This is a genomic window from Clostridium sp. TJA020 (assembly GCF_058310295.1).
The window spans coordinates 726,327-745,123 of record NZ_JBZEFC010000001.1; the positions used below are offsets into that span (position 1 = coordinate 726,327).

Annotated in this window: 21 protein-coding genes; 3 read left to right on the plus strand and 18 right to left on the minus strand. The window is 25.8% G+C overall.

Annotated features, from left to right (window positions below):
- Window positions 1-36 precede the first annotated feature (36 nt).
- The gene (locus tag AC4FQ1_RS03760) at window positions 37-1,971 is read left to right on the plus strand and encodes an ABC-F family ATP-binding cassette domain-containing protein (protein WP_491168948.1); all 1,935 of its coding nucleotides are present in this window, start codon (window positions 37-39) and stop codon (window positions 1,969-1,971) included.
- 37 nt (window positions 1,972-2,008) lie between these two features.
- Here AC4FQ1_RS03760 and AC4FQ1_RS03765 read toward each other — a convergent pair whose 3' ends face one another.
- The 3 genes from AC4FQ1_RS03765 to AC4FQ1_RS03775 form a co-directional block, all read right to left on the minus strand.
- Window positions 2,009-2,485, minus strand: a complete 477-nt coding sequence (locus AC4FQ1_RS03765; RefSeq protein ID WP_303128313.1) for a dUTP diphosphatase — start codon at window positions 2,483-2,485, stop codon at window positions 2,009-2,011.
- A gap of 89 nt (window positions 2,486-2,574) precedes the next feature.
- A complete protein-coding gene (locus tag AC4FQ1_RS03770; RefSeq protein ID WP_303128310.1) occupies window positions 2,575-2,955 on the minus strand; it encodes a SpaA isopeptide-forming pilin-related protein in 381 nt (126 codons plus the stop codon).
- A 68-nt stretch (window positions 2,956-3,023) separates the two neighbouring features.
- Window positions 3,024-4,289, minus strand: a complete 1,266-nt coding sequence (locus AC4FQ1_RS03775) for a uracil-xanthine permease family protein (RefSeq protein WP_491146735.1) — start codon at window positions 4,287-4,289, stop codon at window positions 3,024-3,026.
- A gap of 348 nt (window positions 4,290-4,637) precedes the next feature.
- Between AC4FQ1_RS03775 and AC4FQ1_RS03780 the strand changes: the two genes are divergently transcribed.
- Window positions 4,638-5,339: a polysaccharide deacetylase family protein gene (locus AC4FQ1_RS03780; protein ID WP_491168949.1), complete on the plus strand. Its 702-nt coding sequence runs from the start codon at window positions 4,638-4,640 to the stop codon at window positions 5,337-5,339.
- 221 nt (window positions 5,340-5,560) lie between these two features.
- On the opposite strand, the gene AC4FQ1_RS03785 is transcribed toward AC4FQ1_RS03780, so the two are convergent.
- The 8 genes from AC4FQ1_RS03785 to AC4FQ1_RS03820 form a co-directional block, all read right to left on the minus strand.
- On the minus strand, window positions 5,561-5,683 hold the full coding sequence (locus tag AC4FQ1_RS03785; protein WP_303128305.1) for a hypothetical protein: 123 nt from the start codon (window positions 5,681-5,683) through the stop codon (window positions 5,561-5,563).
- Window positions 5,684-5,804: 121 nt separating this feature from the next.
- Complete coding sequence (locus AC4FQ1_RS03790; protein WP_303128304.1) at window positions 5,805-5,993, minus strand: DUF4250 domain-containing protein; 189 nt, start codon at window positions 5,991-5,993, stop codon at window positions 5,805-5,807.
- Window positions 5,994-6,014: 21 nt separating this feature from the next.
- Window positions 6,015-6,770 (minus strand): carbohydrate deacetylase, encoded by a 756-nt coding sequence (locus AC4FQ1_RS03795; RefSeq protein WP_491168950.1) that lies wholly within the window; start codon window positions 6,768-6,770, stop codon window positions 6,015-6,017.
- 22 nt (window positions 6,771-6,792) lie between these two features.
- Window positions 6,793-8,124, minus strand: coding sequence for an MATE family efflux transporter (locus AC4FQ1_RS03800; protein WP_303128296.1), 1,332 nt, complete (start codon window positions 8,122-8,124; stop codon window positions 6,793-6,795).
- Between the two features lie 239 nt (window positions 8,125-8,363).
- Window positions 8,364-8,726 (minus strand): C-GCAxxG-C-C family (seleno)protein, encoded by a 363-nt coding sequence (locus AC4FQ1_RS03805; RefSeq protein ID WP_491168951.1) that lies wholly within the window; start codon window positions 8,724-8,726, stop codon window positions 8,364-8,366.
- A 317-nt stretch (window positions 8,727-9,043) separates the two neighbouring features.
- On the minus strand, window positions 9,044-9,910 hold the full coding sequence (locus AC4FQ1_RS03810) for a tRNA 2-thiocytidine biosynthesis TtcA family protein (RefSeq protein ID WP_491146733.1): 867 nt from the start codon (window positions 9,908-9,910) through the stop codon (window positions 9,044-9,046).
- An 84-nt stretch (window positions 9,911-9,994) separates the two neighbouring features.
- Window positions 9,995-10,561, minus strand: a complete 567-nt coding sequence (locus tag AC4FQ1_RS03815) for a DUF3867 domain-containing protein (RefSeq protein ID WP_303128284.1) — start codon at window positions 10,559-10,561, stop codon at window positions 9,995-9,997.
- A gap of 88 nt (window positions 10,562-10,649) precedes the next feature.
- Window positions 10,650-11,156 carry a hypothetical protein gene (locus tag AC4FQ1_RS03820; protein ID WP_491168952.1) on the minus strand — a complete coding sequence of 169 codons (507 nt, stop codon included), beginning with the start codon at window positions 11,154-11,156 and terminating at the stop codon, window positions 10,650-10,652.
- 175 nt (window positions 11,157-11,331) lie between these two features.
- Here AC4FQ1_RS03820 and AC4FQ1_RS03825 point away from each other — a divergent pair, with 175 nt between their 5' ends.
- On the plus strand, window positions 11,332-11,481 hold the full coding sequence (locus AC4FQ1_RS03825; protein WP_491168953.1) for a hypothetical protein: 150 nt from the start codon (window positions 11,332-11,334) through the stop codon (window positions 11,479-11,481).
- 36 nt (window positions 11,482-11,517) lie between these two features.
- Here AC4FQ1_RS03825 and AC4FQ1_RS03830 read toward each other — a convergent pair whose 3' ends face one another.
- From AC4FQ1_RS03830 to hemA, 7 genes are read right to left on the minus strand one after another with little or no spacing between them, the layout of a single operon-like run.
- Complete coding sequence (locus AC4FQ1_RS03830) at window positions 11,518-12,273, minus strand: sirohydrochlorin cobaltochelatase (protein WP_303128273.1); 756 nt, start codon at window positions 12,271-12,273, stop codon at window positions 11,518-11,520.
- 1 nt (window position 12,274) lies between these two features.
- Window positions 12,275-13,561, minus strand: a complete 1,287-nt coding sequence (gene hemL / locus AC4FQ1_RS03835) for a glutamate-1-semialdehyde 2,1-aminomutase (protein ID WP_491168954.1) — start codon at window positions 13,559-13,561, stop codon at window positions 12,275-12,277.
- A 13-nt stretch (window positions 13,562-13,574) separates the two neighbouring features.
- Window positions 13,575-14,540 carry a porphobilinogen synthase gene (gene hemB / locus AC4FQ1_RS03840; RefSeq protein ID WP_303128269.1) on the minus strand — a complete coding sequence of 322 codons (966 nt, stop codon included), beginning with the start codon at window positions 14,538-14,540 and terminating at the stop codon, window positions 13,575-13,577.
- A gap of 1 nt (window position 14,541) precedes the next feature.
- On the minus strand, window positions 14,542-16,014 hold the full coding sequence (gene cobA / locus AC4FQ1_RS03845; protein WP_491168955.1) for a uroporphyrinogen-III C-methyltransferase: 1,473 nt from the start codon (window positions 16,012-16,014) through the stop codon (window positions 14,542-14,544).
- A gap of 17 nt (window positions 16,015-16,031) precedes the next feature.
- Window positions 16,032-16,901, minus strand: coding sequence for a hydroxymethylbilane synthase (gene hemC, locus AC4FQ1_RS03850; protein ID WP_303128265.1), 870 nt, complete (start codon window positions 16,899-16,901; stop codon window positions 16,032-16,034).
- Between the two features lie 9 nt (window positions 16,902-16,910).
- The gene (locus AC4FQ1_RS03855; RefSeq protein WP_491168956.1) at window positions 16,911-17,585 is read right to left on the minus strand and encodes an NAD(P)-dependent oxidoreductase; all 675 of its coding nucleotides are present in this window, start codon (window positions 17,583-17,585) and stop codon (window positions 16,911-16,913) included.
- On the minus strand, window positions 17,543-18,739 hold the full coding sequence (hemA, locus tag AC4FQ1_RS03860; protein ID WP_303128252.1) for a glutamyl-tRNA reductase: 1,197 nt from the start codon (window positions 18,737-18,739) through the stop codon (window positions 17,543-17,545). Before hemA ends, AC4FQ1_RS03855 begins: the two co-directional genes overlap by 43 nt.
- Between the last annotated feature and the right edge of the window lie 58 nt (window positions 18,740-18,797).

Below are 18,797 nucleotides of genomic sequence, written 5' to 3' on the forward strand. Positions count from 1 at the left end.
AAACAAGATTATAAAAATACGAGGCGAGGATAAAATATGATTGTTTTAAGTTGTAGAAATATAAAAAAAAGTTATGGTATACAAGATGTATTAAAAGATGTAACTGTATCTATAAATGAAGGTGATAAAGTTGGTTTAATTGGTCCTAATGGTGAGGGCAAATCTACTTTATTTAAAATATTATCTAAAAATTTAACGCCTGATTCAGGTGAAATATTTTTAGACAAAAATAAAACTATAGGTTATCTTGCTCAGCACTTAAACCTTGATTCAACAAATACAATATATGAAGAAGCATGTACTGTTTTTAATTCACTAATTCAATTAGAAAATAAAATAAAAAATTTAGAAATAAAAATGAATGAACCTTATGATGAGTCTAATTCTAGCTATCATGAAAAATTAATAAAAGATTATACAACAGCTCAAGACTTATATACTCATAGAGGTGGTTATACATATAAAGGGGACATAGCTAGAGTACTTAAAGGTTTAGGTTTTTTAGAAGAAGATTTTGATAGAAAAATTCAGAATTTAAGTGGTGGACAAAAAACTCGTGTTGCACTATGTAAATTACTTCTTCAATCTCCAGATATACTTTTATTAGATGAGCCTACAAACCACCTTGATTTAGAAGCAATTGAATGGCTTGAAGAATTTTTAAAAACATATAAAGGTACTCTTCTTGTAATATCCCATGATAGATTTTTCTTAGATGCTGTAACAAATAAAACATTTCAAGTTATAAATGGTCATGTTAACTGTTATAATGCACCTTATACAAAATATTTAGAACTTAGAAAGAAAGACTATGAATCTCAGCTTAAAGCTTATAATCTTCAACAAGCTGAAATAAAACGACAAGAAGAAATAATTCAAAAATTTAGATCTTTTAATAGAGAAAAGAGTGTAAGAAAAGCTGAAAGTAGAGAAAAGGCTTTAGAAAAAATGGAAAGATTAGATGCTCCAGATAAAGAAAAAGAAGCTTCTAAAATCTCTTTTGAAACAGCTATAAAAAGTGGTTATGATGTTCTTCACATAGAAAACTTATCAAAATCATTTGAAAATAATAAGCTATTTTCAGATATATCTTTTGATTTAAAACGTGGAGAAAAAGTTGCTTTAATTGGTGAAAATGGAAGGGGTAAAACAACTCTTCTTAATATAATTATGAAAAAAATTAATAGTGATAAAGGAAAGGTTGTACTTGGTACTAATGTAAATATAGGCTATTATGATCAAGAACAATCAGACCTTGATTATAATAAAACTATTTTAGATGAAGTATGGGATGCTTTTCCTGACCTTACTACTACAAAAATACGTAATGCTTTAGCTTCATTTTTATTTACTGGAGATGATGTATTCAAGAAAATTGAAAATTTAAGTGGTGGTGAAAAGTGTAGAATAAATTTATTAAAGCTTATGCTATCTAAATCGAACTTTTTACTTCTTGATGAACCTACAAACCACTTAGATATTCCATCTCGTGAAGCATTAGAAGATGCAATTTTAAGCTATGATGGAAGTATGCTTATAGTATCTCACGATAGATATTTCTTAAATAAAGTAATAAATAAAATCATAGAACTTAAAGAAAATGGCATGAATGAATATCTTGGTAATTATAATTATTATATAGAGAAAAAAGAAAACCCTACAAGATTTAAAGAATTTGAAGATTTCTCTAATGGTAAAACAAAAACTCAAATAAAAGAAGAAAAGAAAAAAGTTAAACTTGCTCAAAAAGAAATTAGAATTAAACGTACAAGACTTAGAGAAATTGAAAGTGAAATATCTAATTCTGAAGAACTTTTAGAAAAACTTAATAATGACTTATGCTTAGAAGAAATCTATTCTAATCCTAAAGAATCAGAAAGAGTTAACAAAGAAATTTCTGAAACTGAAGCTAAAATAGAAAGTCTTTATGAAGAATGGGAAATTTTAAGTGAAGAATTAAATAATGATTAAAAAAAGACAAAAGCTTCAAAGCTTTTGTCTTTTTTTATTATCTTTTGCCTGTGCTTCCAAATCCACCACGATCAGAATTTCCAAATGATTCAACCTCTAAAAACTCAATTTCTGGCATAACTTCCATTATTCTAAACTGAGCTATTTTATCTCCTCTTTTAATCCAAGTTCCTTCAAACTTTTCATTTTTATCTAAATTTTTTTCATCTTTAAAATGTTTGCCTTCAAGACAATATACAGGCATATGCCACTGATCATTATCTCCTATATATGTATCATCAACAACACCTACTGAATTTGTTTGTATTATACCCCATGTTTTAAATGTTGAACTTCTTGGAGCTAAATGAGCTTCCCATCCACTCGGTAATTCTAAAGCAAATCCAAGTGGTATCATAGCTCTTTCATTGACAGGAACAAATACATCCTTATTTGAATATACATCAATCCAATTACCTTTTTCTATTTTTTTTAATCTAGTTGCACCTTCAAAATATTTAACTCTTATCTTCATAAGTGTATCTCCGTTTCTTCTATCTATTAAAGTTTTTATAAATTATATCATAAAACAAAGAAAAAAATCCAATTTAATGGATTCTCTTATTAACTTTTATATGTTTTCTTTTCTTTATTAATTATATATATAGTTTCTTCAGTGTAATTATTTGTAATATTTATTTCATTCCATTTTATATAAACTGGCTTATCATATTTACTTTTATCAATTATTTCTATGACTCTATAATTACCATTGTCTATGTTCAAAAATTCAACTTTTCCAAGCTTGTTTGTATAACAGCTTCTTTCAAGATGAGGAGAAATACCATTTATTCTATAAAGGTTAATTTTTATGTTTTCTAGTTTTTCTCCATCTAAACTATCTTTAAAGGCATATACAGTTATTTTCCCAAGCTTTTCTTTCTCACATTCTTTACTAAATGTAGATTTCTTTTTGTCTTTATTCTCATAATTTCTTTTTCTCAAAATAAAAACCTCCAAATAATAATCCTATTACACAATATGATTATTACTTGAAGATTGTGATTAAATTACTATTTTCTTTTTATACCATTTAATAGTATATTAACTATAACTCCTACTATAGCTGCAAAGCTTAATCCTGATATAGTTACGGCTTCTGTAACCTTAATTCCTATTATAAATCCAAAGTTTTGATCTAAATATGGATTTATATATGGTGCTATAAGTCCTACAAATAATATTGAAGCAATTACTATAATATTTTTCCAATTAAATTTAACTTTTTCGTTCTTAATTGTTTTAGCTCCAATTAACGCTATCATAGTAAACAACATTAAGCTTATCCCCCCCATTACTGGTTCAGGTATAGTTCTTATTACTGTTCCAAACTTAGCAATAAAACTAAGAGCTATAGCAAACAACGCTGTTATTCTTAATATTGAAGGATCATAATTTTTAGTTAATGCAAGTACCCCTGTATTTTCACCATATGTAGTATTAGCAGGTCCTCCTAGCATAGATGCTGTTAAAGTAGCTAGTCCATCTCCAAGTAGTGTTCTATTTAGACCTGGGTCTTCAATAAAATTTTTACCTACTACAGTTCCATTAGTTGTTATATCACCTATATGCTCCATAAAAACTGCAAGAACTACAGGTGCTATTATCATTATTGCTCCTATGTTAAACTTAGGTAATGTAAAGTTTGGAATTGCAAACATTGATGCTTCGCTTATTAATGCTGTATCTACAAATCCAGTTAAAAGTGCTACTGTATAACCTACTCCAACACCTATGAGTATAGCTATTTGCTTTGTAAATCCTCTTCCAAAAAATTTTATTAATAATGTTATGCCAAGAGTTAGTAGTCCAAGAATAATATTTTTACTTACCATTCCTGCTGCAGTTGGTAAAAGATTAAGTCCTATAACCATTATCATAGGTCCTACAACTTGAGCTGGTAAAACTTTTTTTACTTTTTCTACTCCAATTTTTTTAATTAAGAAAGATGTAAGAACATATATAAGTCCTGCAACGAACATTCCACCTTGTGCATATCTTAAATCACCATAATCTGTTTTTACTGCATTTATTACGGCAATAAAAGCAAATGATGATCCTAAAAATACTGGAACTTTTCCTTTTGTACATATATGAAATATTAAAGTTCCAACTCCAGCTGTAAATAATGCTACTGATGGGTCTAATCCTGTAAGCATTGGCACTAATATAGTTGCTCCAAACATAGCTATAAGATGTTGAAGTGCTAAAACGCATCTTAAGGCTTTAGCCTTTAAGTCTCTTTCTACTTTTAATTCACATGTTTCAAATAATTGCATAAAATATCACTCCTCATTATATTAAGGAGAAATTTAAAACTTCTCCTCTTTTCAGCCTCTCTGGACTGGATTAAAAAGGTTTTTATTTATAAAAAAACTTCTTACTAACTAGTAAGAAGTGTATAAATACGACTTTAATATAAATATGGGCATAACTATACAAAGTTATACTATAATTATTTGACTTCTTACTAGCCTCTCTGGACTAACTTAAAGATTATTTTATTTTCTTGAAGTATATCACATCTTTTTATCATATTCAATACTTTTTTATTAGTGAATATAATTATCTTTTTTAGAAAAAATAATATTAAGTATTTATTACTGTTTTTTTAATGAGGTGTTTTTATGAAAAAATTTTTTATTTTAATGTTTAGCTTTATTTTAATTATTACTCTATTTCCAATAAAACCTTGTAATGCTATTGTCAAATCTGAAGAAAAAGTAATTTATCTAACTTTTGATGATGGACCATCAAAAAAAGTTCTTCCTAAAATATTAGATATTTTAAAAGAAAAAAATGTAAAGGCTACTTTCTTTATTATTGGCAAAGAAATTGATGGTAAAGAAGATATTCTTGAAAGAGTTTATAAAGAAGGGCACTCTATAGGATTACATAGCTTTTCACATGAAAGAAATAAACTTTATTCTTCTAATAAAAGCTTTTTAAATGAAATGATTAAAACTCAAGAATTAATTAATAAAACTATTGGAATATGTCCTAAAATTTTAAGGTTTCCTTTTGGAACTAATAATATGACATATAAACTTACTCCTAGTATGGTATCTCTTTTACATGATAATAATTTTAAAATATATGATTGGAATGTTGATAGTGGGGATGGAACAAATCCTAATGGTTCTCCTTCTTCATATATAAAAAATTCTAAAAGCTCTAAAAATAATATTATTTTATTAATGCATTGCGCTGATATAAATAAAAATACAATTAATGCTCTTCCTTCAATAATAGATTATTACAAGTCTAATGATTATACCTTTAAGACTATAAATGAAAATACTAAAGAAGAATTCCATTATATGAAATAAAGCAGCTTTTAAAGGCTGCTTTATTTCATATAATAAAACTTTTTAATAAACACTTTAATAAAAAATTTCAATGAATTCTATAATTAATAGAAATTCTAATTTAATTAAATTTTAAAATTGTCAAGTTAAATATATAGAACTAGATAACTTTTAATACTTATTTTATAATAAATCTTTCAATAGATAAAAATAATATTATATTATTTTTTACTCAAACTTAATTATTCATTTTCATCCTTTTTTAAAGCTTGATCTTTTCTTTTTTTGTCATTAACTAATGATGCTACAAGAGCAGTTGTTGCTGCTAGTAAAACTGTTAATTTACCTGTTTTTTTGATGTTCATATTTAAAACCATCCTTTCAAATTCAAGCATTTATTCATATATTATAACCTATATTATACCATTTATTCTACAAATAATTCAAAATAAAAAGTATCTTATTTTAAGATACTTTTTATTTAAGTTATTTGAATTGATTTAATTCCTTATCGTATAAATAATTCGCCTCTTTTAGCTTATTTATTAATACATCTTTATCAATATCCATATCATAACATAAATTATCTAAATTTGAATAATAATCTCTTAACTTAAGATTTATTATACTTAAAAGTATATTTGAATCCATTTCTTTTATTTCTTCTGTTGTCATAACTTCACTTCCTATATATTATTATAAATCAGAAAAACTTATAACTTTTATATTATTTTTTAATAAATATTCTTTCATTTCATCTGATGTAAGTATTTCTAATTCTTTTTCTCTTATCGTATTATATGATGATATATTTTTAAGCTCTTCTCCATTATTGGATGGATGAGCCATAAATTCTACTGTATTATATTTATCTTTTAAATAATCCAATCTTTCTTTTAAATAATCTAAAGATATATTATTTAAATAAAATGAATTATCAAAATAATCCGGACAAACTACTCCTTTTTTTTCTAAAATATATTTATCTTCATTAAATGGACACCTCATAGGAACTCCTAATTCATCAGCTATATTTACTACTAAATTTAATATATCTTTATTAAATGCGTAAAAGTGATGGTGACTATCTATATGATTTATTTTCATTCCAGTCCTTTTAAACTTTTCTATTTGTGCTCTAATCTCTTTTTCAGCCTCTATAATACTTACATCTTTAGGTATAAGATTAGGCTTTCTATAGAAATTGCCATTTTCATCACATATACTTTTTACTTCTGAAATTTCACTTACAGGTCTTCCACATGTAAAATTTAAGTGAATTCCCATTTCATTTATTCCAGAATCAAAAGCAAGTTTTATAGCTTCTTCAAAAAATGGCATATTTGCCATAGCACTTGTATCACCCATTATACCTTCTTTTAAACATTTTATTATTCCTTCTGATACACCTTTTGATAATCCAAAATCATCACCATTAATTAATAAGTTCATCTTCCCATATCCCCTTTTGTTATTAATATATATTAATTTTATTTTTTACACTACTTACCAATAAAGTTGATATTATAAGAACTGAAAATTCAACTACTGGTATAGTCATCCAAACTCCATATAATCCAAGTAATTTTGAAAATATATTAAGTATTATAAATATCAATACTAATCCTCTCATTAAAGATAAAAAAATTGAAAACTTTGATCTTTCAATTGCTTGTAAAAACCCAATATTTACAATGTTTACACCTGCTGGTATAAATGCAACAAAATAAATCATAATACCTATTTTTGCAACTTCCATTAATTCATCTTTACTACTTGAAAATATACTTACTAAAATTTGTGGTTCTAATATTCCTATAAAGAAAAATATTGTACCTAAAATAAAAGAAATCTTAGTTCCAATTTTATATATAGAAATGACTCTATCAAATTTATTGGCCCCATAATTTGTTCCTAAAAGTGGTTGTATTCCTTGAGATATTCCACTAAATATTGCAATAAATATTAATGCAACATTTGCTATTATACTATAAGCTGATACAGCTATATCTCCACCTATCCTTAATAATGTCATGTTAAACATAAGTATTACTATGCCACCTGATATTTCTAAAATAAAACTTGCAAATCCATTTGTAATTATTCTTTTTATATATTTATAAGAAAATCGTTTTATATTAAGTTTTATTCTACATGATTTTTTGAAAAAATGAGTAAGTAAAACCATTACTCCAAAACATTGACCTATAGTTGTTGCTAGTGCCGCCCCTTTCATCCCCATATTTAATGGAAATATAAATATATAATCTAAAATTATATTTATAATATTTGTTACTATTATTGCCCACATAGAAACTTTAGGGTCATGATCATTTCTTACAAATACATTTAAACAATTAGATAATATGTACATAAAGCTTGCAAATAAAATAATTTTCAAATAATCCATTACTAATGGTAAAAGCTCATTAGATGCTCCTAAAAGTATGGCTATTTTTTTTAAATTCAAACTTCCTACAATAGAAAATATTATTCCTATACCAAAAGCTATAACTATTGATGTTGTAAATATCTCATTTAACACATTATACTTTTTTCTTCCAATATTTATAGAAAGCAACGTAGCTCCACCAACTCCAAATATTAAACCTGTTGCAGTAAATGTACTATACACTGGTAATGAAATATTAAGAGCTGCTAAACCATTATTTCCAATTCCTCTACCAATAAACATAGTGTCCAAAAATATACATAAAGATAATCCAATCATCCCTATTATACTTGGTAACATAAACTTTAAAACCAAACTAATTATATTATCATTTATTGGATCTAATTTTTTCATAAATAGATACCTCGTTATTAAGTAAATTTACTAAATATCTTTAAGCCATTTAATGAGCTTATATAAACATCTATATATATAAAATACTTTTGAAATATATAAATGTCAAGATTAACTATTCATTCAAAATACTATAAAAAAATAATTAATTTTTATCACAGTATTCAAATAAATTTTTATAATATAAAATTGAAACACTTTAAATATTTAACTAAGATTAAATATTTAAAGTGTTTCATTTATTTGCTTAATATATCCTTAAGTGCATCATATGAAAAATTTATTATTTCTCCACACCCTACTTTACTTTTCTTTAAGTCTAAACATATTTCTGAATTATACTTTTCTCTAATTCTATTCATAAATTCTTTTGAATACATTCTTGCTTCATTTTTATCTAATCTATTTTCCCTTCCCTTTAAGTATCCAATTATTAATACTGCAGCATTAACCGCTCCACAAAGACTTCCAACAGCTACTCCTGTACCCATTCCACTTCCTAATGCTACTGGAATATCAGTATTATATTCCTCGTTATATGACTTTATTATAGATTCTGCACAATTATAACCTTGACTATGATATTCTGATGGTTTTATCATTATAAATTCTCCTTAACTACTTTTTATTTTCTATACTATTAATAATATATCAAATTTTTATTTTTTTCTATTTAATTATAATATTTAAATACTATTTAATCAAAATAAAGTATAATTTATTTGAATATTAAATAAATATAAACTATATTATATAAAAATTTCTACTTTTTAATAATTTATATAAATACCAATTAAATAAACTACTGTAAATAAATTATATATAAAATTTAAATCATTAAATATAATTAAATTCTATAGAGATAAATTTAATAAAATAAAAAAGATGATTTTTAAAATCACCTTTTAATAATTGATACCTACTCTTCATCATAAAAATCTAAGTAAGAATGTTTTACTCCATCCTTTTCCCATCCTAAGATAGAATCTATAGAAACATTCTCTGCAGCTTTAAATATTGATTTATCAACACCATCAAAATTTTCTTTTAAGTTCTTTATTAATTCTTTTATTTCAAATCTCTTATTTCCAACTTTTTTAGCTGCAACCATACATGCACAATTAAGTGGCCATATACCACTATAGTTTATAAATCTTTTTATGTAATCTTCTTCTATAAGATACATTGGTCTTATAAGTTCTAAACCTTCAAAATTTTGTGATTTAAGTTTAGGAAGCATAGTTTTAAAATTGCCTGCATATAAAATATTTAAAAGTGTTGTTTCTATAACATCATTATAATGATGTCCAAGAGCTAACTTATTACATCCAAGCTCCTGTGCTTTTGCATATAATGATCCTCTTCTCATTCTTGCACAAAGATAACATGGATAATCACTAGCCTTTTCATCTATAACATTAAATATTCCTGATTCATAAATATGTGCAGGTATATTTAAGTAATTTAAATTATCTATTAATAATTCTTTTATTTGCTTATGATATCCTGGATCCATAGCAATAAATTCTAAATCAAAATTTATTTGACCATGTCTTTTAAGTTCTTGGAAAAGCTTTGCCATTAAAAGTGAATCTTTTCCACCAGAAATTGCAACAGCAATTTTATCTCCTTCTTCAACTAAATTATATTGCTTAATAGCCTTAATAAATTTAGACCAAATATTTTTTCTGTATCTTTTTACAATACTTCTTTCTATTTCTTTTAAAGGCTTTTTTTCTTCTTCTGGAATTAATCTTGGACATCCTTGTCCTGCTATATCGCTCATTTTATCACCTCATTCATCATGATATTATATCATCTTTTAAAAAAAAATAAAATTAAAAGCCAGAAAATAATCTGACTTTTAATTTTAATATTCATATATATTACTATTTTGACATATTGTAACTTTCAATGTATTTCCATCAACCATCTTTTTATATGAACATAAAAACTCATTTAATTCAGTATCATTTAAATCAATAGTTCTTTCACTTATTAATGTTACATATTCTTTATCTAAGTTTATTTTTACATCATTTATTTGATTTCTTATACAATATGTATCAATTGTTTTTGATTCTATTTTTTTATTATACTTTTCTTTAAAAGACATCTTTTTTCTCATTTTCTCATAATCCGGTTGAATATCTTCTAAACTCAAATCTAACCCCATACTCTTAAGATTCTCCTCCATACTAGAAGGATCAAAACCATATCTTTCCATAACCTTTTTTTGTATTTCAAAAAGTTTCTTTTGAGATATATTATTTTTTGCCATGTAGTCTGCAATATTAGTTGAAAAATCACTTAAATTCATTTCACCAGTTTGTGTTTTATAATATAAATCATAAATATAATTTTCAAATTTATCTATATCTTTCTCATTAACTCTATTTTTTAATTCATTAAAATCAATTATTCTATCATCACTCATAAATTTCAGCTCCTTAAAAAAATTTATGTCCCCTTAAATCATATTATATATCAAAATAGGATACCAAAAAAGTGGTATCCTAAATATTTTATCTTCCATTACTTAAAGATATTTTTGTTTTAATATTTTTATTATTTTCAATTATTTCTTTGTCTGCTGCTTTTAATAACTTCAATTGTCCATAAAGGTTTATTAAATACATTGGTATTACTAAAATTGATAAAAAAGGAATCATACTAACTATTAATGATGCTGCTCCAATAGCAATAGGAATTATACTAACATTATATTTTTTACATATTACAAAATACATGTAAACTGAATATACAGTATATATAGCCATTGCAATATCACCAATTAAGCCTGTACTAAACATTGCAACTACCAAAGTAAATACAAAACCAATATTACCTTTTCCTAAGCTAATTAATATGTATGCATTACCAACTGGTATCCATGCAAGCCAAGGCTTATTTAATTTTTCCTTCTTAGCTATTTTATAAAGAGCTAGCGAAACAATAATATAGTTTATAAGTGAAAAGATAGTCATTACAATAAATATTGTACTTAATGATTTTATTAATTCTTCTTGCATTCTACTCCCCCTAATAAACAATTTAGTTTTATATATATTTTATCATAAAATAAAATATTTTAAACTATTTTGTAAATTTTTTAGATATTTAATGAATTTTATTTTTACTTTTTATGAATAATGATTATATATATACATAAACTAATGATTATTGTAAGGAGGTTTTTATTAAAATATGAATAAAAAAAATAAGAAAATAAAAAAAGTAAATATTAATTCACCTGAACCTAATGATGGAACATTTATAAACAGAAGTCCTAAAGATAGTTTTTCAGCTGAGGGAACTGTTAGATATGGTGAAGAAACCGATGTAGATGATATTTAAAAAATAAAGAGGTAATTTTTAATTACCTCTTTATTTTTATTCTATAATCATATTATCAAATATATCTAAAACTATATTTCTAAATAATTTATTTTGTGATAATACTTTATCTATTATTTCTACTTTTATATTCATAGATTTAAGCTTACTTAATATACTATCATCTTTGTCAGATATAATATCTATATTAAAGTGATATCCCTTTGTTATAAGAATAGGAACTATAGCTATCTCTTTTATATTATCTTTCTTTATATCTTCTAACAAATATTTATAAGCCTCTTTATTATTAATTAAAGCTATGTAGCTTTTATCTAGCTTTTTATTAATTTCTATAGCTTTATTTATATATTTTTCTTCAAAGTTATCTTTACTTCCTAATATTCCATGACAAATAAATAATATATTTTTATATTTATTTATGTAAAAATCTATTAAGTCTTCTCTCTCTTCCATTAAAGGTTTTGTAACTTTAATTTTCTCAAAGTACTTTTTATATTCTTCTGTAGCTTCTAATACCTTTAAGTACTCTTTTCCTCTAGATAAATACAGAGCTTCTACATAAACTATTTTATAATTATTATTTTTAAGTTCTTCTAAAGTTTGTTTATAACCCTTTATATCTAAAGATAACTTACTAAGCATTTTTTCACTAGTTAAAGAAAAGAAATAATCATATTCTTTTCCATACTTATCTTTTACATCTTTTAAAAATGGCAATAAGTACTTATTAAACCCTTCATCTTTTGCTGTTCCAAAAGCTACAATAACAACAGCTTTTTTAATATTCAACTTACTTCACTTCACTTTTTGCAAATTCTTCAAAACTAGCTAAAAATTTATCTATATGTTCTTCTTCATGTTTTACTGATAAAAATAATGCTTCAAATTGTGAAGGTGGTATATTAAATCCATCATTTATCATATGAAGGAAGTATCTTTTAAATCTATCTCCATCACACTTCTTAACATCTTCATAGTATTCAACTTTTTCTGCATCAGTAAAGAATACTGTCATCATTCCACCAACTCTATTTACAACAGTTCCAATTCCATACTTATTTGAAATTTCTTTTATACCATTTTCAAACTTTTGTCCTAATTTTTCTATATGATCATACCAATTTAAATTATTTTTAAGTTTAGTTAAAGTCGCAAGACCTGCTGCCATAACAATAGGATTACCTGACATAGTTCCTGCTTGATATACTCCCCCAAGAGGTGAAAGATTTTCCATTATTTCTTTCTTTCCACCATAAGCTCCTGATGGAAGACCACCGCCCATTATTTTAGCATAAGTTACTAAATCTGGCTTATCCTCAAAAAGACTTTGTGCTCCTTTAAATGCAGCTCTGAATCCACTCATTACTTCATCAAATATTAAAAGTGCTCCATATTCATCACACAGTCTTCTCAATGTTTTTATAAAACTATCTTTAGCTTTTATAACTCCCATATTACCTGCAACTGGCTCTATAATTACACAAGCAATATCATCACCATATTTTGAAAATAATTCTTCCATACTATTTTCATCATTATATATGCCTATTAATGTATTTTTTATACTACCTTCTGGTATACCTAATGAGCCTGCTATTCCTTCTGTAAGAACCCCTGAACCTGCTTCAACTAAGAAACCATCAAAGTGACCATGATAACATCCAGCAAATTTCACTATTTTATTTTTCTTAGTGTATCCTCTTGCAAGTTTTATAGCACTCATAGTAGCTTCTGTTCCTGAATTAACCATTCTAATCATATCTACTGTATCTAGATTTTCACACATAAATTTGCTCATTTCAAGTTCAAGCTTAGTTGGCGCTCCAAAAGCTAATGCTCTTTTTGACTCATCATTTATTGCATTAACAACATCTTTATCACAATGTCCAAGTATCAATGGTCCCCATGCTAAAACAAAATCTATATACTCATTATTATCTTCATCTTTAATAATAACTCCTTCTCCACTTTTTATTACTGGAGGAGTTATTCCCATATCCTTAAAAGATCTAACTGGACTATTTACACCACCTGGCATATAAATTTTTGATTCTTCAAATATTTTTTTATTCATCATAATTAATATCTCCTTACTTTCTTAAAAGCTTAGAAGCTTCTAATGCATGATAAGTAATTATTATATCTGCTCCTGCTCTTTTCATTGATGTTAAGGTTTCAAGTATTATTCTATTTTCATCTATTAGTCCCATTTTTCCAGCAGCTTTTATCATAGCATACTCTCCACTTACATTATAAACACATACAGGAAGATTAACTGTGTCTCTAACTTCCCTTACTATATCTAAATAAGAAAGAGCTGGTTTTACCATTACAATATCTGCTCCTTCTTCTATGTCATATAAAACTTCCTTTATAGCTTCTCTTCTATTTGCTGGATCCATTTGATATGTTTTTCTATCACCAAATGAAGGTGCTGAATTTGCAGCTGCTCTAAATGGTCCATAATAAGCTGAACAATATTTTGCTGAATAGCTCATTATTGAAACATTTTTAAATCCTTCTTTATCAAGAGCTTCTCTGATTCTATAAACTCTTCCATCCATCATATCAGATGGTGCTATAACTTCTGCTCCAGCTTTAGCATGTGATACAGCTATTTTACATAAATAATCTAATGTTTCGTCATTATCTACATCATGATTATGTATTATTCCACAATGACCATGATCTGTATATTCACACATACAAACATCTGTAACTATTAAAATATCTTTTGTTATTTCTTTTATCTTTCTTATAGCTTTTTGAACAATTCCATCTTCTGCAAATGATTCACTACCACAAGAATCTTTATGATCTGGTATACCAAATAAAATTACTCCTTTTATTCCAAGCGTTACAGCTTCATTTATAACTCCATCTAACATATCTATTGAATAATGATATACATCAGGTAAAGATTCTATTTCTTTTTTTATTCCATTTCCTTCAACAACAAATAATGGTAATATAAAATCTTCAGGAGCTAATGAAGTTTCTCTTACTAAACTCCTCATATTTTCATTTACTCTTAATCTTCTTCCTCTTTTTATCATTTTAATGCACTTCCTTTAATATATCCTTTATCTCTTTTAAAAATCCTTCTTGTGAATGTTCCTTACAAACAAATGAATTTACTCCACTTTCATTTAATGCTTTATTTGTTATAGGTCCTATTGCTATACAAATTTTTTCTTTTATTTTATCAAGACCAACCATTTCTTTCATATTTTCAAAAGTTGATGGTGATGTAAATAATATTGCATCAACTTCATCAAAAGCTTTAGTATTTTTAACTTCACCTTTTGTTACATCATAAACATTTATTTTTGTAACTACAGCTCCTAATTTTTTAAGTTCTTCAGCTAAGAAAGGTCTGCTTTTTGATGATGAAGGTATAAGGATTCTGTCCCCTTCATTTACAAAAGGTTTTATAGTATCAAAAAGTTTTTCTCCAACAAATTCTCTTGAAGTTTTAAAAGGAATTATTCCTCTCATTTCTAAAGCTTTAGTTGTTGCTTTTCCAATAGATGATATTTTCGCTTTTATATTTCTAACATCAATCTTTTCTTTAACTAAATAATCAAAAAATTTATTAACTCCGTTTACAGAAGTAAATAATATATGGTCAAATGTACTTAAATCATCTTTAATACTATCTAGTTTATCTGATGTATCTTTTATAACTATAGAATTTATTTCTGTAACTTCAGCACCTAATTTTTTAAGTTCAATCTTTAAATCCTTAGATTGTTCCTTTGAACGTGTTATACATATATTTTTTCCAAATAAAGGTTTATTTTCATACCATGATAATTCATTTTCTAAAGATACAACATCTCCAATTACTATTATACATGGAGATTGTAAATTTGCTTCTCTAGCTTTATCACCTATATTCTCTAAATTCCCAATAACTTTTTTCTGTTTTGAAGAAGTTCCTCTCATAACTACAGCAGCTTTAGTATTTCTATCTTTTCCATATTTTATAAGCTCACTTGTAATTCTATCAATATTTGAAAGTCCCATCATAAATACTAAAGTTCCATTTTCTTTAGCTAATGCTTCATAATTTACATTTAAATCTTTAGCTGACATTCCAGTTACAATATGAAAACTTTGTGCTATTCCCCTATGTGTTATTGGAATTCCAGCATAATTTAATACAGCTATAGGTGATGTAACTCCTGGTATAACTTCAAATTCTATACCAGCTTCTCTACATGCTATAACTTCTTCTCCACCTCTTCCAAATACATATGGATCTCCACCTTTTATTCTTCCTACAATATGACCTTCTTTTGCAAGTTTTACAATCATATCATTTATTTCTTCTTGTGTTTTATAATGAGCTCCTGGCTCTTTTCCACAATAATAAATTTCACAATCTTCATTTAAATAATTTAAAATATTATTTGAAACTAATCTATCATAAAGTACTGCTGTACATTCATTTATTACTCTCTTCGCTTTTAAAGTTAAAAGTTCCTCATCTCCTGGTCCTGTACCTATAATATAAGCTTTACTCATAAGTTTCCTCCTAAATCCTACTCACTTAATATTTTCTTTGCTAAAGTTTTTCCTAATTCTTCACCATTATTTTTATGTCCTAATATGTCTTTTTTAACTACTTTCCCATTAACTAAAAAAGTTCCTATCATATATAAATTATCATCTTGAATTTCAGAGTAAACTCCAATCATGCTATGGCAATCTCCACCTAAAGCTCTCATAAAGCTTCTTTCCGCTAATACTTGTAATCTAACTTCTTTATTATCAAGTTTCTTTAAAACTTCTTTATTTTCTAAACTTTCAAGACACTCTATCCCAAGGGCACCTTGTCCAACTGCTGGTAAAAATTCTTTAGGATTAAAATAATCTGTTATTATATCTTCCATGTTTAATCTTTTAAGTCCCGCTGCAGCAAGTATTATTCCATCCATATTTTCGTCTTTCATTTTTTTAAGTCTTGTTTGCACATTACCTCTTATCGGAACAATATTTAAATCTGGTCTAAGTTCTTTAAGCATAACCTCTCTTCTTAAACTACTTGTTCCAATTACTGCACCTTTTTTTAATTCATTAAAATGAATGCCATTTGCTGATACAAACACATCTCTTATATCTTCTCTTTCAGGTATACATATAAGTTCAAAACCTTCAGGAAGTTCATGTGGTACATCTTTCATACTATGTACAGCTATATGAGCTTCTTTTTCTATCATTTTCTGCTCTATTTCCTTAACAAATAAACCTTTTCCACCTATTTTATTTAAAGTTATATCTAATCTTCTATCTCCTTCAGTTATAACTAGAAGTTTTTCACCTTCTACATTAACTGTCTTTAACAAATCTATAAATCTATCTGCTTGAACTTGTGCCAGCATAGATTTTCTTGTTGCTACTACAAATTTCATTTTTTCACCCTACCTAATATAAAATAACTTATCTACTAAATCATTATCATAAAAAAGATTTAATAAAATCTTCTCCTTACCTTTATCTACAGCTAATTTAAAATCATCACTTATTATAAAATCTAATATTTCATTTTTATTACAATCAATATTTTTTAAATTATTTCTAATTATAGAAGTTACTTTTATAAATTCATCTAAATTTTTAGCTTCATTTAATATTTTATTTGATACAAATCTTGCCCCCTTAGGATTTCCTCTTAAAGTATTAATACCTATAATAATTTCATTAGAATTTATATTCATAGGTATCATACCCATACTTTTTGTTGTATCATTACAATTTATATATATTTTATCTTCAGATTTACAATCTTCTATTATATTATACATAGCATATTCATTATCTATTGCAATAATAATTATATGTTTCCCTTTTAAATATGTTTTATTATATTTATCTTTTATTATTTTTAAATTTTCATCTTTTACTTTATAAAAATCTTCACTTATATCTTTTCCAACAACAACAACTTTACTTCCACTTTTTAAAAAAGTATTTGCTTTAATAAAAGCTGCTCTTCCAGCACCAATTACTAATACATTTAAACTTTCTGGTAAAAGTGAAAGCATTAATCTATTTAAACTTCCTCTATGAATATTTTCTCTAAAATCCTCATGCATTCATTACCACGACCTTTTATAGTTTCTTCCTTCAAAACTTCTATAGCCTTATTTACATAAGCATCAGATGTACTTTTCATAAGCATTTTTACTAGCTTATCTTCTTTACTTTCTTTATTTTTAAATGTTTCATACCTTTTCTTATAAATTAAATCTCCATGCTTTTTAAAATTTATTATATATGGCGTTACTTCTCTAAGTCTTCTCCAATTATTATAAACTTCTATGTACTCATCTATTAAATAATAAAATTCTTTCATTCTTTGAACTCTAAGTTCTTTATTTATGTCATCTACTTTACTAATTTCATCTATGTTATAAACAGTAACCCTATTTATATTTTTAACTTCTTCACTAACATCTCTTGGAAGTGCTAAATCAAATATTATAATATCATTACCTTCAATATTTATTTCTTTTTCTGTAATTACTGTATGAGGTGCTGAAGTACAAGATATTATACAATCAACACTATTTATGTACTTTTCTCTATCATTAAAACTTATTACTTTAATATTTTCTTCTTCGTAGCTTAAAGAACTTACATTTCTTACTGCTATAATTATCTCTTTAACATTGTGAGATAACAAATGCTTCACAACAAGCTGCCCTACATCCCCATGCCCTAAAACCATAAATTTTTCACAATTACTCTCAATAGCCTTATTAACAGCAATTGATGCTGATGACACTGGTATTTCATAAAGCTTAGCCTCATTTCTAAATTTCTTACCACATGTTATTCCCTCTTGAAATAATCTTTGAAGTTCTAAATTTATTGATTTTGCTTCTAACGCATACATATACGCATCTTTCACTTGACCTAAAATCTGATCTTCTCCTAATATTTTAGAATGGAAACCACATATTACTTTAAATAAATGTATTGCTGCTTCATCACCTTCTATATAAAAAATATATTCTCTTAATTCCTCTTCCCAATTTAATGCTTTAAATATTTTTTCTAAAGCCTCTTTTTTAGATAAAGAATGATTAAAATATATTTCTGTCCTATTACAAGTACTTAATATAACTACTTCTTCAAGGCTTTCCTTTAGTTCCTTTGTTGCTTTTTCTCTAAGGGTTTGCTTTATAGAAAATTTTTCCCTTATGTGCAATGGAATATGTTTTCGTATTCCTAAAACTGCTATCATCGTCTCACTCCATTAATTAATTTATATAAATTTATAAAATATTATTTATAACTATCTT

Coding starts and splice junctions, on each gene's coding strand:
- AC4FQ1_RS03825 (WP_491168953.1), top strand. CDS start 11,332: ATGAATAAAAAAAATAAGAAAATAAAAAAAGTAAATATTAATTCACCT.
- hemC (WP_303128265.1), bottom strand. CDS start 16,901: ATGAAATTTGTAGTAGCAACAAGAAAATCTATGCTGGCACAAGTTCAA.
- hemB (WP_303128269.1), bottom strand. CDS start 14,540: ATGATAAAAAGAGGAAGAAGATTAAGAGTAAATGAAAATATGAGGAGT.
- AC4FQ1_RS03810 (WP_491146733.1), bottom strand. CDS start 9,910: ATGAGCGATATAGCAGGACAAGGATGTCCAAGATTAATTCCAGAAGAA.
- AC4FQ1_RS03765 (WP_303128313.1), bottom strand. CDS start 2,485: ATGAAGATAAGAGTTAAATATTTTGAAGGTGCAACTAGATTAAAAAAA.
- AC4FQ1_RS03820 (WP_491168952.1), bottom strand. CDS start 11,156: ATGCAAGAAGAATTAATAAAATCATTAAGTACAATATTTATTGTAATG.
- AC4FQ1_RS03815 (WP_303128284.1), bottom strand. CDS start 10,561: ATGAGTGATGATAGAATAATTGATTTTAATGAATTAAAAAATAGAGTT.
- AC4FQ1_RS03775 (WP_491146735.1), bottom strand. CDS start 4,289: ATGCAATTATTTGAAACATGTGAATTAAAAGTAGAAAGAGACTTAAAG.
- hemA (WP_303128252.1), bottom strand. CDS start 18,739: ATGATAGCAGTTTTAGGAATACGAAAACATATTCCATTGCACATAAGG.
- AC4FQ1_RS03805 (WP_491168951.1), bottom strand. CDS start 8,726: ATGATAAAACCATCAGAATATCATAGTCAAGGTTATAATTGTGCAGAA.
- AC4FQ1_RS03795 (WP_491168950.1), bottom strand. CDS start 6,770: ATGAACTTATTAATTAATGGTGATGATTTTGGATTATCAAAAGGTGTA.
- AC4FQ1_RS03800 (WP_303128296.1), bottom strand. CDS start 8,124: ATGAAAAAATTAGATCCAATAAATGATAATATAATTAGTTTGGTTTTA.
- AC4FQ1_RS03790 (WP_303128304.1), bottom strand. CDS start 5,993: ATGACAACAGAAGAAATAAAAGAAATGGATTCAAATATACTTTTAAGT.
- AC4FQ1_RS03785 (WP_303128305.1), bottom strand. CDS start 5,683: ATGAACATCAAAAAAACAGGTAAATTAACAGTTTTACTAGCAGCAACA.
- cobA (WP_491168955.1), bottom strand. CDS start 16,014: ATGAGTAAAGCTTATATTATAGGTACAGGACCAGGAGATGAGGAACTT.
- AC4FQ1_RS03780 (WP_491168949.1), top strand. CDS start 4,638: ATGAAAAAATTTTTTATTTTAATGTTTAGCTTTATTTTAATTATTACT.
- hemL (WP_491168954.1), bottom strand. CDS start 13,561: ATGATGAATAAAAAAATATTTGAAGAATCAAAAATTTATATGCCAGGT.
- AC4FQ1_RS03855 (WP_491168956.1), bottom strand. CDS start 17,585: ATGCATGAGGATTTTAGAGAAAATATTCATAGAGGAAGTTTAAATAGA.
- AC4FQ1_RS03760 (WP_491168948.1), top strand. CDS start 37: ATGATTGTTTTAAGTTGTAGAAATATAAAAAAAAGTTATGGTATACAA.